Annotated in this window: 13 protein-coding genes; 2 read left to right on the top strand and 11 right to left on the bottom strand. The window is 71.2% G+C overall.

The window, feature by feature from the left end; all coding sequences use genetic code 11:
- Positions 1-2: 2 nt before the first annotated feature.
- Positions 3-533, bottom strand: a complete 531-nt coding sequence (locus tag ACIPYW_RS07535; RefSeq protein ID WP_400412277.1) for a cation:proton antiporter regulatory subunit — start codon at positions 531-533, stop codon at positions 3-5.
- A 121-nt stretch (positions 534-654) separates the two neighbouring features.
- Here ACIPYW_RS07535 and ACIPYW_RS07530 point away from each other — a divergent pair, with 121 nt between their 5' ends.
- Entirely contained in the window at positions 655-1,152 is a 498-nt protein-coding gene (locus ACIPYW_RS07530) for a hypothetical protein (protein WP_400412274.1), read from the top strand.
- Positions 1,153-1,215: 63 nt separating this feature from the next.
- Here ACIPYW_RS07530 and ACIPYW_RS07525 read toward each other — a convergent pair whose 3' ends face one another.
- From ACIPYW_RS07525 to ACIPYW_RS07480, 10 genes are all read right to left on the bottom strand, one after another.
- Entirely contained in the window at positions 1,216-3,087 is a 1,872-nt protein-coding gene (locus ACIPYW_RS07525; RefSeq protein ID WP_400412271.1) for a glycerol-3-phosphate dehydrogenase/oxidase, read from the bottom strand.
- Between the two features lie 33 nt (positions 3,088-3,120).
- Positions 3,121-4,242, bottom strand: coding sequence for a GuaB3 family IMP dehydrogenase-related protein (locus ACIPYW_RS07520; RefSeq protein ID WP_400412269.1), 1,122 nt, complete (start codon positions 4,240-4,242; stop codon positions 3,121-3,123).
- Between the two features lie 9 nt (positions 4,243-4,251).
- Positions 4,252-5,304 carry a D-alanine--D-alanine ligase gene (locus ACIPYW_RS07515; protein ID WP_400412267.1) on the bottom strand — a complete coding sequence of 351 codons (1,053 nt, stop codon included), beginning with the start codon at positions 5,302-5,304 and terminating at the stop codon, positions 4,252-4,254.
- Positions 5,301-6,461 carry an alanine racemase gene (alr, locus tag ACIPYW_RS07510; RefSeq protein WP_400412264.1) on the bottom strand — a complete coding sequence of 387 codons (1,161 nt, stop codon included), beginning with the start codon at positions 6,459-6,461 and terminating at the stop codon, positions 5,301-5,303. The genes ACIPYW_RS07515 and alr overlap by 4 nt, the downstream gene beginning before the upstream one ends.
- The gene (locus ACIPYW_RS07505; RefSeq protein WP_400412262.1) at positions 6,458-7,138 is read right to left on the bottom strand and encodes a M15 family metallopeptidase; all 681 of its coding nucleotides are present in this window, start codon (positions 7,136-7,138) and stop codon (positions 6,458-6,460) included. The genes alr and ACIPYW_RS07505 overlap by 4 nt, the downstream gene beginning before the upstream one ends.
- Positions 7,139-7,217: 79 nt before the next feature.
- A complete protein-coding gene (locus ACIPYW_RS07500) occupies positions 7,218-7,397 on the bottom strand; it encodes a hypothetical protein (RefSeq protein WP_400412260.1) in 180 nt (59 codons plus the stop codon).
- A gap of 196 nt (positions 7,398-7,593) precedes the next feature.
- Entirely contained in the window at positions 7,594-8,430 is an 837-nt protein-coding gene (locus tag ACIPYW_RS07495; protein WP_400412258.1) for an ABC transporter ATP-binding protein, read from the bottom strand.
- Positions 8,427-9,311 (bottom strand): ABC transporter ATP-binding protein, encoded by an 885-nt coding sequence (locus ACIPYW_RS07490; RefSeq protein ID WP_058725420.1) that lies wholly within the window; start codon positions 9,309-9,311, stop codon positions 8,427-8,429. Before ACIPYW_RS07490 ends, ACIPYW_RS07495 begins: the two co-directional genes overlap by 4 nt.
- The gene (locus ACIPYW_RS07485; protein WP_290133610.1) at positions 9,304-10,290 is read right to left on the bottom strand and encodes a branched-chain amino acid ABC transporter permease; all 987 of its coding nucleotides are present in this window, start codon (positions 10,288-10,290) and stop codon (positions 9,304-9,306) included. Before ACIPYW_RS07485 ends, ACIPYW_RS07490 begins: the two co-directional genes overlap by 8 nt.
- A gap of 11 nt (positions 10,291-10,301) precedes the next feature.
- Positions 10,302-11,513, bottom strand: coding sequence for a branched-chain amino acid ABC transporter permease (locus tag ACIPYW_RS07480; protein ID WP_290133609.1), 1,212 nt, complete (start codon positions 11,511-11,513; stop codon positions 10,302-10,304).
- A gap of 448 nt (positions 11,514-11,961) precedes the next feature.
- On the opposite strand from ACIPYW_RS07480, the gene guaB reads away from it, so the two are divergent.
- The gene (guaB, locus tag ACIPYW_RS07475) at positions 11,962-13,464 is read left to right on the top strand and encodes an IMP dehydrogenase (RefSeq protein WP_400412256.1); all 1,503 of its coding nucleotides are present in this window, start codon (positions 11,962-11,964) and stop codon (positions 13,462-13,464) included.
- The last annotated feature ends 234 nt before the right edge of the window (positions 13,465-13,698 follow it).

Raw genomic sequence — 13,698 nt, 5'->3', positions numbered from 1 at the left:
CGTCAGCTCCGGCGCGGGGCCTCGGCCGGTGCGGCCGCGAGCTCTCCGCTGCGGTAGAACGAGAAGGCCTTGGCGACCTTCTCGGGCGCGCCCGCGACGACGATGGTGTCGCCGGGGAACACGACGAAGTCCGGCGAGGGCGCGGGGTTGGCGCTGTCGCCACGGACCACCGCGACGACCGTCAGGCCGATGAACCCCGAGTCGTGGAGGTCGCCGAGGGGCTTGCCCGCGATGGTGTCCTCGTAGTCGACGGAGAACCAGTCGATGCTGAGGCCGGGGATCTCGTCGAGCTTGTCGAGGCCCTCGGTGATGCGGGTGCCGCCGAGCAGCTCCGCGAGGGTGTGCGCTTCGTCCTCGCTGAGGCGCAGCGACACCTTTTCCGACTTGTCCGCGCCGTCCGAGACGTCCGCGAAGGAGATGAGGTCGGAGTGTCCCGACCGGTGCGTGATGACACCGCACTTGCCACCGTCGTCGGTGTAGAAGCTGTGCAGCACGCCGACTCCGGGGAGCTTGACGCGATGGACGTCGACCATGAGATGGCCTCCCTTTCCGAGTACCACGATGATAACCACCGGCAGGGTCGGGGCATTCCGGTGCCCGGGATCGTCCTCCGGGCCGATGTCGGTGGCCGTGCGGCGGCACTACGGTCGCCGCATGACCTCCAAGTCCGTCGCGGTCGCTGGTACCGCCGTCGTCGTCGCCTACGCGGCGCTGCTCGCGGTGAACGCGCTCGTGTCCGAACCGCTCTCGGTCGCACCGGGCCGCTCGCTCGCGGCGGTCTACGCGCACGTCGACGCGATGGGGAACTCGTCCGCGCAGGACGTCGTCGGTGTGCTGGTCGTCGCGGGGATCGGCGCGCTCCTCGGCGTCGGCGTCGCCGTGCTCGGCACCCGGCAGCACCTGCCCGCGTTCGTCGTCGTGGCGCTGCACCTCGGCCTCGTGGTCCTCGGCGCGGCCGCGGTCTTCCAGTCGTCGTGGTTCCTCGGCATGGACCTCGCGGACTCGTACCCGGGCTCCGGCGGCCCGCACACCGTCTGGCCGACGGTGCTCGGCTGCACGAGCGGCGCTGCGCTCGTCGCCCTGCCGTTCGTGCTCGTCGTCGGCCAGGCCCGGCACGTCCGGCGCACCGCACGCCGGACGCGGGCCGCCTGACGGGCGCGCACCGCGCCTCCAGGTCGGTCTGGAGGCACGGTGCGGGTCGGCGACGTCCGTCGCCTACCGGGGTTCGCTCGTCTTCTCCCCCACCACCTGCTCGTCGGACGCCTTCGCGCCGTCCGCGCCGCTCGACCGGCCACCACCGACGACGACGTCGTCCTCGTCGAAGCCGAACGCGATGTCCGGCGCCTCGAGGCGCACGCGGTCCGCGGACTCGTCGTCGGGCTGGAGCTGCGACTCGCGCTCGGCAGCGACGCGCTTGAGGTAGTTCGAGACCTCGTTCTCGGTGGTCTCCTGGTCCCAGCCGAGGACGTCGGCCATGAGCTTCGCCGCGACCGGGGCCGCCGACTCCCCGCGGTCCCACGCCTCGATCGAGATGCGGGTGCGGCGGGCGAGGACGTCCTCGAGGTGCAGCGCGCCCTCGTGCGAGGCCGCGTACACGACCTCGGCCCCGATGTAGTCGTCGGCCTGCGGCAGGGGTTCGGCGAGCGAGGGGTCCTGCTCGACGAGCGCGAGCACCTCGGTCGCCAGGGTGCCGTAGCGGTTGAGCAGGTGCTCGATCCGGACCTTGTGGACGCCGACCTGCCGGGCCGTACGGCCGCGCCGGTTCCACGCGGCGGGGTAGCCCTCGGCGCCGAGCAGCGGGATGTCCTCGGTCGTCGACTCCGGGATCCTGCCGTCCATCGCGGCGACGGCCTCGTCGATGGCGTCCTTGCCCATCACCCGGTACGTGGTCCACTTGCCACCGGCGACGACGACGAGTCCGGGGGCGGTGTGCGCGACGACGTGCTCACGGCTGAGCTGCGAGGTCTGGTCGGACTCCCCGGCGAGCAGTGGGCGGAGGCCGGCGTAGACACCCTCGACGTCCTCGCGGGTGAGCGGGACCGCGAGCACCTTGTTGACGTGCTCGAGGATGTAGTCGATGTCCGCCGCGGTCGCCGCCGGGTGTGCCTTGTCGAGGTTCCAGTCGGTGTCGGTGGTGCCGACGAGCCAGTGCCGACCCCACGGGATCACGAAGAGGACGCTCTTCTCGGTGCGGAGGATCATGCCCGTGTTCGACTGGAAGCGGTCGCGCGGGATGACGAGGTGCACGCCCTTCGACGCACGGACCTTGAACTGCCCGCGCGTGCCGACCATCGCCTGGGTGTCGTCCGTCCAGACGCCCGTAGCGTTGACGACCTGCTTCGCCCGGATGTCGAACTCCTCGCCGGTCTGGATGTCGTGCGCGTGGGCACCGACGACACGTTCCCCGACCTTGATGAAGCCCTCGATGCGGACCCGGCTCGCGGCGTGGGCACCGTACGACGCCGCGGTGCGGACGAGTGAGGCGACGTAGCGCGCGTCGTCGACCTGGGCGTCGTAGTAGGTCATGCCGCCGACGAAGGCGTCCTTCTTCAGGCCCGGCATGTTCTTGAGCACCTGCTTGCGGCTGAGGTGCCGGTGGTGCGGGACTCCCGGCGGACGGCCGCCGGACCAGCTGAACACGTCGTACATCGCCATGCCGATGCCGATGTAGAAGCGCTCCCACACGCGGTGGTTGAGCGGGTAGAGGAAGCGGACGGGCTTCACGAGGTGCGGGGCGATGCGCTGGAGGAGCAGGCCGCGTTCGATCAGTGCCTCGCGGACGAGGGCGAAGTTGAGCTGCTCGAGGTAGCGGATGCCGCCGTGCACGAGCTTCGACGAGCGGCTCGACGTCCCGGAGCCCCAGTCGCGGGCCTCGACGATGCCGACGCTCAGACCACGGGTGGCTGCGTCGAGTGCACTGCCGGCCCCGACGATGCCACCACCGACGACGAGGACGTCGACCTCGTGCTCCTTGAGGGCCGCGATCGCGGCCGCGCGTTCGTCGGGTCCGAGCTTCACGGTCGGGTCGAACCCGACACCGCCGGGCAGGCCGTCGGTCGTGGTGCTGGTGGTCGTTGCCTTCGCCATGGTCGCCTCCGGTTCACGGTCGGCGCCGGAGCGTCACTGCTGGTGGTACGGCGCCACGACCACTTCTACTCGCTGGAACTCCTTGACGTCGGAGTATCCGGTCGTCGCCATCGACCGACGCAGGGCGCCGACGATGTTCGCGCGGCCGTCCCACGTGGGGGTCGGGCCGTGCAGGACGTTCTCGAGCGGGGCGATCGTGCCGACCTCGACCCGACGGCCGCGGGGCAGCTCCGGGTGGTGCGCCTCGGCACCCCAGTGGAAGCCACCGCCGGGGGCCTCGGTCGCCCGGGCCAGCGCGGTGCCGAGCATGACGGCGTCGGCGCCCGTGGCGATCGCCTTGACGACGTCGCCCGCGGTGTCGAGCCCGCCGTCGGCGATGACGTGGACGTACCGTCCGCCGGACTCGTCCATGTAGTCACGGCGTGCACCGGCGACGTCCGCCACCGCGGTCGCCATCGGCGCGTGGATGCCGAGCGCGGCCCGGGTGGTCGACGCAGCGCCGCCGCCGAAGCCGACCAGGACGCCCGCGGCACCGGTGCGCATGAGGTGGAGCGCCGACGTGTAGGTCGAGGCACCGCCGACGATGACGGGGACGTCGAGCTCGTAGATGAACTTCTTGAGGTTGAGCGGTTCTTCGTCCTGCGAGACGTGCTCGGCCGACACGGTCGTGCCGCGGATGACGAACAGGTCGACCCCGGCGTCGACGACGGTCTGCGAGAACTCCTGCGTGCGCTGCGGGCTGAGCGAGCCGGCGACGGGGACACCAGCGGCGCGGATCTCGGCCAGGCGTGCGGTGATCAGCTCGGCCTTGATCGGCTCCGAGTAGATCTCCTGCATGCGCTTGGTGACGTTGCCGTCGGCGAGGGCCTTGATCTCCTCGTAGTACGGCGCCGGGTCCTCGTAGCGGGTCCACAGGCCCTCGAGGTCGAGCACGCCGAGGATGCCGAGCTTGCCCATCTGGATGACCGTGGCCGGGGAGGCGACGGAGTCCATCGGGGCGGAGAGGATCGGCGACTCGAAGGTGAACGCGTCGATCGTCCACTGCACGCTGACGTCGCGCGGGTCTCGCGTGCGTCGCGAGGGGACCACCGCGATGTCGTCGAACGCGTACGCCCGTCGTCCGCGCTTGCCTGCACCGATCTCGACTTCACTCACGCGCACAGCCTACCGGGCGGCCTCCACGGCGGTCCCCGACCGGGTGGACGGTGCCGGACCGGTCGTGCGTCCCGCCCCGCGCAGTGCGGTCTCGACCAGGTCGGACAGCAGATCGGGGTAGTCGACCCCGACCGACGCGAACATCTTCGGGAGCTGCGACTGCGCGGTCAGCCCGGGCATCGTGTTCACCTCGTTGAGGACCACCTCGCCGTCAGGGGTGACGAAGCAGTCGACGCGCGCGAGACCGGCGCAGCCGAGGCGGGCGAAGAGCGTCCGGGCCACCACGTCGACGCGCTCCGCGACGGCGGGGTCGAGCGGTGCGGGCAGCACGAACCGTGCGGAGCCGTCGTACTTCGTGTCCGCGTCGAAGAACCCGGCCGCGTCGTTCAGCACCTCGAGCGGCGGCCCCACGACGAGCTCGCCGTCCGGGCGTTCGAGCACGGCGACGTCGACCTCGCGCCCGGTCACCATGCGCTCGACGAGCACGCGGTCGTCGTGGGCGAACGCCTCGGCGAGCGCGGCGTCGAGCTGGTCGGGGGCGTCGACGCGGCTCACACCGAAGCTCGACCCGCCCGCCACGGGCTTGACGATCCACGGCATCGGACCGACCGCTGCTCCGAGCGACGTCGCGTCCGCACCCGCGTCCTGACGCTCGTCGCGCGTCAGCAGTGTGCCCGGTGCGACGGCGACCCCGGAGGCCTGGGCGACGAGCTTCGTCGCCCACTTGTCCATCGCGACCGCCCCCGCCCCGACGGGCGATCCGACGACGGGCACCCCGGCGAGGGCGGCGAGTGCCGCGAGCGACCCGTCCTCCCCACCCGGGCCGTGCACGGCGGGGAACACCACGTCGGCCGCGGCGAGCACCGCCGCGGCCTCGGGGAACGAGCACGGCAGGTCGGCCGAGCGCCAGCCGCCGTCGCGGTCGATCGTCAGGCGCGCGACCGCGTACCGGGTGGGGTCGAGGGCGGCTGCGACCGAGGCGGCGCTCGCGAGGCCCACCTCGTGCTCGCTGTTGGCGCCGCCGCCGATGACGACGACGCGGACGGGCTCGGTGGTGCTCATGCGGTGCTCCTGCTGTTCGTGGTGGCGACGGTGCGCGCGATGCGGCCGCCGAGTCCGGTGACGATCTCGTGGGGGTTCGTGTCGGCCCAGTCGGCCCAGTCGGTGGCGGTCGGTCCGGCGCCGGCGGGCACGCCCGCGGGTCCGATCAGCGTGGCGACCTCTCCGGGCACCACGGGCGACCCGGGCAGCCCGGTCACGTCGAGCACGACCTGGTCCATGTTGATCCGCCCGACCACGGGCACGAGCTGCCCGCGGAGGCCCACCCGCGCGGAGCCCGACGCGGCGCGGGGCACACCGTCGGCGTACCCGACCGGCAGCACGGCGAGCACGGCGTCCCGTGGCGCGGTCCACGTGCCGTCGTACCCGACCGGGGTGCCCGCACGGACCGAGCGCACCGCGACGACCGGCGCGGTGACCGTCATCGCGGGGACGAGTCCGGCACCGGCGGGGCCGATGCCGACGAGCGCCGCCCCGACCCGCACGGCGATGCCGGCCAGGTCGGCCCCGGCGAACGCGGCCGGGGTCCCGCCGAGGTGCAGGTCGACCGGGTGCCCGAGCGTCAGGTCGGCCGCGAGTCCGGCGAGCCGCAGGAGGGTCGCCGCGCGCGACGCCGAGGCACGGTCGGCGTTCGGCACGTGCCCCATCACCGCCCGCACGACCACGTGACCGGCGCGTTCGGCGGCGGCTGCGGCGTCGAGGAGGCCCTGCCAGCGGTGGGGTTCGGCGCCCTCGCGCGCCATCCCGGTGTCGACGTGGAGGTGCACGACGACGGGGGTGCGGGTCAGCCGTCCGGCGTCCGTCACGGCGGCCAGCGTCGCCTCGTCGCCGACCGCGACCTCGATCCGCTCCCGCGCGGCGGCGGCGAAGTCGGCCCCGGGGAGGTGCAGCCAGCAGAGCAGGCGGGCGTCGATGCCCGCGGCCCGGAGCACGAGCGCCTCGGCGAGGGTCGCGGTGCCGAGTGCGGACGCCCCCGCGGCGAGCGCCGTGCGACCGACGACCTCGGCGCCGTGGCCGTAGCCGTCGGCCTTCACCACGGCGACGAGGTCGTGCCCGCGGGCGGTGATCCGGCGGACGTTCGCGGCGATCGCGGCGGGGTGCACGGTGCGGAGCGGCCCGACCGCCGGTGTGGTCGGCACCGGTGCCGCGAGGACGGTCACGCGACGACCCGAGGGTCCACCGCGCCGGCGCTGCGCGCCGCGGCGCGGGACGCCTCCGGGACCGCCGCGTACCGCGCGGCGGCGGCTCCCGTCCGGTGCGCCCAGTACCGGTCGCCGTGGCTCCAGTGCCACCACTCGGTCTCGTAGTTCACCATGCCGACCGGTTCGAGGACCGAGGCCATGAGCGCTCGGTTCGCCCGGGCTTCGTCGTCGATGTCCGGCGAGCCCGTGGAGCACCGGCCGCCGCTCTGCTCGGGCGTGTCATCGATCGCCGTGCCCATCCAGAGCTGGTCGCCGTCGTCGTCCACGAGGGTGCAGTCGACCGCCGCACCGGCGACGTGCGGCGCCGCCTGCGCGGGTGCGACGAAGCGGGAGACGAGGTCGTCGAGCTCGCCCGGGGTGACGCCGGGGTGGAGGGCGGCGAGGGTCGCACGGTAGTCGGCGATGATCGCGCACTGGGCCGCGAGCGTCCGGTACCCCTCGACGACGAGCAGGTGCACGCCGGCGGGCAGGGCGCGGTCGGCACGGGCGAGGCGCTCCGCCACCCCGCGGCGGACGAGTCCGCCGACACCGGTCGAGGTCGTGCGGACACCGAGGTCGGCCACGGGCACCAGCGGCTCGCGCCGTGGTCGGACGGGGACCGCGAGGACGCGAGGGTCGTTGATGAGCGTGGGCACGCACTCAGCGTGGCGGCAGGGTGCCCGCGGCGGATCGGGGTCGCGGGTGAGCGCTGTCGTCCCGGAGGATGAACTGCGATCAGCCGCGCGACCGACGCTTCCGCAGGACCCGCAACGTGAGGCCGAGCAGGACCGCGAGCACCACGAGGACGACGAGCAGCACCGCGGCGACCTTCACGAGCAGCGCGGCGCCGACGAACAGGGCGACGAAGAGCAGCCAGACGACGGCGTCGAGCGCGCGGGGACCTGGAGTGCGCACCTGCACCACGGTAGCCGACCGTCGGAGCCGACCCGTGCCTCCAGTCCGTTGCCGGGGGCGTGCCGACCCGACCGGCGGAGCGGCCCCCACGGGCGGCCACCGACACGGGAATGGGGCCGTGCGGCGCGGAGCGTCCACGCACGGCCCCACCCGGTGCGGATCCCACCCCCACAGCGGGACCCGCGGCCGACCGGCGCTACCGCGCCGAGTCGACGTCCTTGGCGAGCGTCCCCAGGTACAGCTCGATGACCTTCGGGTCGTCGGCGAGCTCACGCCCGGTGCCCGAGTACGCGTTCCTCCCCTGGTCGAGCACGTACCCACGATCGCAGATCTGCAGACAGCGTCGCGCGTTCTGCTCCACCATGATGATCGACACACCGGCCTTGTTGATCCGGCGTGTGCGGATGAACGTCTCGTCCTGCCGCACGGGTGAGAGGCCGGCGCTCGGCTCGTCGAGGAGCAGCACCTTCGGGTCCATCATGAGCGCCCTGGCCATCGCGACCGACTGCCGCTCACCGCCGGAGAGCGACCCCGCCCGCTGGTTGCGGCGCTGCGCGAGCACCGGGAAGAGGTCGTAGATGACCTCGAGGCGCTCGGCGAACTTCCTGGGCCGGAGGTACAGCCCCATCTGCAGGTTCTCCTCGATGGAGAGCGACGGGAACACGTTGTTCGTCTGCGGGACGAAGCCGACGCCCGCCTGGACGAGCTTGTTCGCCTTGAGGTTCGTGATGTCCTCACCCTGCAGGCTCACGGACCCCTCGCGGACGGAGACGAGGCCGAAGAGCGCCTTGAGGAGCGTCGACTTGCCGGCGCCGTTCGGGCCGATGATGCCGATGAGCTCGCCGGGGTAGCAGTCGAGGTCGCAGCCGTTGAGGATGTTCACCCCGGGCAGGTAGCCGGCGACGAGGTTCTTCGCGCTCAGGACCGGCTCGCGGTCCAGGGTGGCGGTCGCCGCCTGCGGCGCTTCCGGCGCTTCCGGCGTTTCCGGACTGGAGGCGCGGCTCGAGTCCGCAGCGTTCGGTGCGTCGGTCATCGGGTCGCCTCCTGCTCGTCTTCTTCCTTGACTTCCTCGGCGAGCTCTTCGTAGGTCTCCTCGGTGAGGAGTGAGTCGTCGCCCAGGTCGGTGTCGTGGTGGGCGCCGAGGTACGCGTCGATGACGGCCTGGTCGTCCATCACGGTGTCCGCCGGTCCCTCGGCCACGACCTTGCCCTCGGCCATCACGACCACCCAGTCCGAGATGTGCCGGACCATGTGCATGTCGTGCTCGACGAACAGCACGGTCATGCCGTCGTCGCGGAGGGACTGGATGTGCCCGAGGAGCGACTGCGTGAGCGCCGGGTTCACGCCGGCCATCGGCTCGTCGAGCATGATCATCGTCGGGTCGGACATGAGCGCGCGGGCCATCTCGAGCAGCTTCCGCTGGCCGCCCGACAGCGAGCCGGCGTAGTCGTCTGCCTTCGTGTCGAGCTTGAAGCGGGCGAGGATCTCCTCGGCCTTCGCGGTGATGGCCCGCTCGCGGGGTCGCCAGAGGGCAGGGACGAGCGCGGCGAAGAAGTTCTCGCCCGGCTGGTCGCGCGCTCCGAGCAGCATGTTCTGCATCACCGTGAGCCGCGAGAGCGCCTTGGTGAGCTGGAACGTGCGGACCATGCCCTTGTTCGCGATGTGCGTCGCGCTCGTCTTCTGCAGCGTGTCACCGTTGAAGCGGGTCGTCGCGCCGGGGCTCGGCTTGTCGAACCCCGTGAGCAGGTTGAAGAACGTCGTCTTGCCGGCGCCGTTCGGGCCGATCAGGGCGGTGATCGAGCCCCGCTGGACCTCGAGGTGGTCGACGTCGACCGCGGTCATGCCGCCGAAGCGACGGGTGACGGTGTCGACCGTGAGGATCGGGTCGGCCTTGGGGTGGCTGTACTCAGACACTGAACGTCAGCTCCTTCTTGTTGCCGAGGAGTCCCTGTGGACGGAACACGATGAGGAGCATGAGCGCGACGCCGACGAGCACGTAGGAGAACTGCTCCGCCTGCTGCTGGTTCATGATCGAGTCGGGGATGAAGTCGCTCGCGACCGTGCGGATGAAGAGTCGGACGACGAAGAACAGCACCGCGCCGAGCACCGGCCCGAACACCGTCGCCGCGCCGCCGAGGATGAGCGCCGTCCAGATGAAGAACGTCATCGATCGGCCCATGGCGTCGGGCTGCACGGAACTCGGCAGGACGTAGATCACGCCGGCCAGGGCCCCGAGCGCGCCGCCGAACACGAGCGCCTGCATCTTGTACGAGTAGACGTTCTTGCCGAGGGAGCGCACGGCGTCCTCGTCCTCGCGGATCGCCTTCACGACACGGCCCCACGGGCTGCGCATGAGGAGGAAGAGCACGAGGGTGAAGAGGGCGACGAGGCCCCACGCCGCGAGTCGGATCCACCAGCCGTTCACGCCGTTGTTCGAGTACGTGAACCACAGGATGGTGGTCGTGCCGTCCGGCAGCGGGCTGATCGCGTTGAACGGGTCGCGGTAGGTCGAGCCGGCGATGCCGTTCGAGCCGCCGGTGGTGTCCGTGAGGAGGCTCGACCGGCCGACCATGCGGATGATCTCGGCGCCGGAGATCGTCACGATCGCCAGGTAGTCGCCGCGGAGCCGCAGCGTCGGGATGCCGAGGATGACCGCGAAGACGATCGCGATCGCGAGGGCGATGAGCACCGCCACCACGAAGGGCAGTCCGTTCGTGATCGAGATCGCGAAGCCGTACGCGCCGAGCAGCAGGAACGCCGCCTGGCCCATGTTCACGAGCCCGGTGAGGCCGAAGTGCACGTTCAGACCGATCGCGGCGAGGGCGAACGCGGCCGTGGTGGGTGCCAGGGCCTCCTGGCTGAGACTGCTGAGCAGGTTGACGAAGTAGTCCATGACGCGCTCCCTTAGCCGATCCGCTCGGCGCGACCGAAGATGCCCTGCGGCCGGAACAGCAGGATGAGGATGAGGATCACGAGGGCCGTGGCGTACTTGAAGTCACCCGGCAGCACGAGGTTCGTGAGCTCCACGACGATGCCGATGATCATCGAGCCGACGAGCGCCCCGTACGCGGTGCCGAGACCGCCGAGGGTCACCGACGCGAACATGAGGAGCAGCAGCTGGAGGCCGGTCTGCCAGTTGACACCGTTCAGCACGAGGCCGAGCATCACGCCGGACAGCCCCGCGAGGCCGGCGGCGAGCGTCCACACGAACCGGATCACCCGGTCGACGTCGATGCCGGACGCCGCGGCGAGCGCCGGATTGTCCGACACCGCGCGGGTCGCTCGACCGAAGCGGGTCTTGGCGAGGAAGAGCCCGGTGGCGACGAGCACGACGAGTGCGATCGCCATCGCGACGTAGGACTGCACCGTGAGGGTGATGCCGGCGAACGTGATCGTCTCCGGGTTGCCCTGCTGGATCCGGACGGTCGCGGCGCCGAAGAAGTACTGGAAGGCGTACTGCGCGGCGATCGAGAGGCCGATCGTGACGATCATGAGCTGCGTCAGGCTGATCCGCTTCCGCCGGAGCGGCCGCCAGATCGCTGCGTCCTGGAGGTACCCGGTCGCGGCGCAGAGCAGCGTGACGACGATGCCCGTCACCCAGATGTTCCACCCGAGCTGGTTCGCGAAGACGTAGGCGAGGAGCCCGCCGAGGGTCACCTGCTCACCGTGCGAGAAGCTGGAGAGCCCGGTGGTGCCGTAGATCAGCGAGAGGCCGATCGAGGCGAGCGCGATGAGGAGCCCGAGTCGGATGCCGGAGGCGAACTGCTGCCAGGCGCGCGTGAAGCTGAAGCTGCTCGTGTCGGCCTGCGTGGTGGCGCCCTGCTGGTCGGAGAGCTGGAAGATCTGCCCGACGTTGGCGTTGAGCGTCGCGGTCACCTTGCGCTCGGCGTCCGCGGCGTTCGTCAGGTACTGGCCCTTCGGCAGGGAGTCCTGATCGACACTGACCGTGTACTGTCCCGGCGTCGTGATCGTCACGGACCAGCGACCGGAGTCGTCGGTCGTCGCGGTCTGGGCGAAACCGCCGGCGCCCGCGACGTCCACCGCGACGCCCGCAGCGGGGTCCCGCTCGGAGTCGAGGATCGTTCCGCGGATGCACCCGTTCGTCGGGCTGACCACGCACGGCCCGGTCGAGGCAGACGCGCTGGCGCTGGGACTGCTCGTCGCCGCCTGGGCCGCGGGCGACACTGCCCAGTCGACCGCGAAGGTGGCGAGGAAAGCGAGGAAGAGTACTGCGGCGAGGACCAGGCGGCTGCGGCCTGGCGCCCCTCGGCGGAACCGGCGCCGCAGCGCTGGTCCCGGCGGAGTGATGGAACCCACGGATGAGCCTCTCGTTCGGATAGTCGAGGACCCTAGGGAGTTTTTGTGTCCCCCGTGTTTCCACCACGTTCCCTGGAGAAATCGTGCCCTGACCGTGATCCTGCACAGGTTCTGCGGTGTGCCACGGTCCGGAATGCGCGCACACCCGCGCGCGTTACCATTGCTCATCCGGAACCCGTCGCTGCGTTCCCGGTGTCTCGACCACTTCAGGTGCCGCCCCACGACACCCAGCCCACGAAGGGGACTCATGGACCAGCCGGATCCGTTCGGATTCATCGGACTCACGTACGACGACGTCATGCTCCTGCCCGGGCACACCGACGTCATCCCGAGCGAGGCGTCCACGACGTCCCGGCTCACCAAGCGCATCCAGGTGCACGTCCCGCTGCTCTCCGCGGCGATGGACACCGTCACCGAGGCCCGCATGGCGATCGCCATGGCACGCCAGGGCGGCATCGGCATCCTGCACCGCAACATGTCCATCGCCGACCAGGCGGCAGCGGTCGACAAGGTCAAGCGCTCCGAGTCGGGCATGATCACGAACCCGGTGACGACCACCCCCGACGCCACCGTGGCCGAGGTCGACGCGATCTGCGGACAGTTCCGCGTCTCCGGCCTGCCCGTGGTCGAGGGCGACGGCAAGCTCGTCGGCATCATCACGAACCGCGACATGCGCTTCGTCGCCCCCTTCGAGCACCAGACCACGCTCGTGCGCGACGTCATGACGAAGGCGCCGCTCATCACGGCGCCGGTCGGGATCGACCCCGACGACGCCGTCGCGATCTTCGCCGAGCACAAGATCGAGAAGCTCCCCCTCGTGGACGAGGCCGGTCGCCTCAAGGGCCTCATCACCGTCAAGGACTTCGACAAGAGCGAGAAGTACCCGGACGCCACAAAGGACGACGCCGGACGCCTGCGCGTCGGCGCCGCGATCGGCTTCTTCGGCGACGCGTGGCAGCGCGCGACCGCCCTGCTCGAGGCCGGTGTGGACGTGCTCGTCGTCGACACCGCCAACGGCGAGAGCGAGGGCGTGCTCGACATGGTCCGCCGGATCAAGGCCGACCCGGCGTTCGCCGGTGTCGACGTGATCGGCGGCAACGTCGCGACCCGTGCGGGTGCGCAGGCCCTCATCGACGCCGGCGTCGACGCGGTCAAGGTCGGTGTCGGTCCCGGGTCGATCTGCACCACCCGCGTCGTCGCGGGCGTCGGCGTCCCGCAGGTCACCGCCGTGTACGAGGCCTCCCTCGCGGCGCGTGAAGCCGGCGTCCCGGTCATCGCCGACGGCGGCCTGCAGTACTCCGGCGACATCGCGAAGGCCCTCGTCGCCGGCGCCGACACCGTGATGCTCGGCTCACTCCTCGCGGGCACCGACGAGTCCCCCGGTGACCTCGTCTTCGTCAACGGCAAGCAGTTCAAGGCGTACCGCGGGATGGGCTCCCTCGGCGCGCTCCAGACCCGTGGCAAGAAGACCTCGTACTCGAAGGACCGTTACTTCCAGGCCGACGTCCCCTCGGACGACAAGCTGATCCCGGAGGGCATCGAGGGCCAGGTGCCGTACCGCGGCTCCGTCGCGAACGCCGTCTACCAGCTCGTCGGCGGCCTGCGGCAGTCGATGTTCTACGTCGGCGGCCGGACCATCCCGGAGCTCAAGGCCCGCGGCAAGTTCGTCCGGATCACCCCGGCAGGGCTCAAGGAGTCGCACCCGCACGATGTGCAGATGGTCGTCGAGGCCCCGAACTACAGCCGTTGATCGGTCCGCGCGACCGCCCCGGACGCCCCGTTCCTCAGTGAGGAGCGGGGCGTTCGTGCATCCGGGGTACGGCACGGTTGTGCGGCTGCTCAGCTTTCATCACGGGTCTGTAACGAAACATCCAGGGGTGGATGATCGTCACACGGGCGAAACAGATCCGCTCTAGCTTTCTCGACATCCCACGCGGAGGACACCGCGCTCGACCCGATGCGGTCCGGCCCCCGCGCAGAGAAA

This window comes from Curtobacterium sp. NPDC089689, from assembly GCF_044749145.1.
Lineage (GTDB): Bacteria > Actinomycetota > Actinomycetes > Actinomycetales > Microbacteriaceae > Curtobacterium.
The sequence above is the reverse complement of the archived record's forward strand: the minus strand, read 5'-3'. Positions and strand labels throughout refer to the sequence as shown.

What these genes read in the sequence shown, in the direction of transcription:
- ACIPYW_RS07535 (WP_400412277.1), bottom strand. Translation starts at nt 533, where the DNA reads ATGGTCGACGTCCATCGCGTCAAGCTCCCCGGAGTCGGCGTGCTGCAC.
- ACIPYW_RS07530 (WP_400412274.1), top strand. Translation starts at nt 655, where the DNA reads ATGACCTCCAAGTCCGTCGCGGTCGCTGGTACCGCCGTCGTCGTCGCC.
- ACIPYW_RS07525 (WP_400412271.1), bottom strand. Translation starts at nt 3,087, where the DNA reads ATGGCGAAGGCAACGACCACCAGCACCACGACCGACGGCCTGCCCGGC.
- ACIPYW_RS07515 (WP_400412267.1), bottom strand. Translation starts at nt 5,304, where the DNA reads ATGAGCACCACCGAGCCCGTCCGCGTCGTCGTCATCGGCGGCGGCGCC.
- ACIPYW_RS07495 (WP_400412258.1), bottom strand. Translation starts at nt 8,430, where the DNA reads ATGACCGACGCACCGAACGCTGCGGACTCGAGCCGCGCCTCCAGTCCG.
- ACIPYW_RS07485 (WP_290133610.1), bottom strand. Translation starts at nt 10,290, where the DNA reads ATGGACTACTTCGTCAACCTGCTCAGCAGTCTCAGCCAGGAGGCCCTG.
- guaB (WP_400412256.1), top strand. Translation starts at nt 11,962, where the DNA reads ATGGACCAGCCGGATCCGTTCGGATTCATCGGACTCACGTACGACGAC.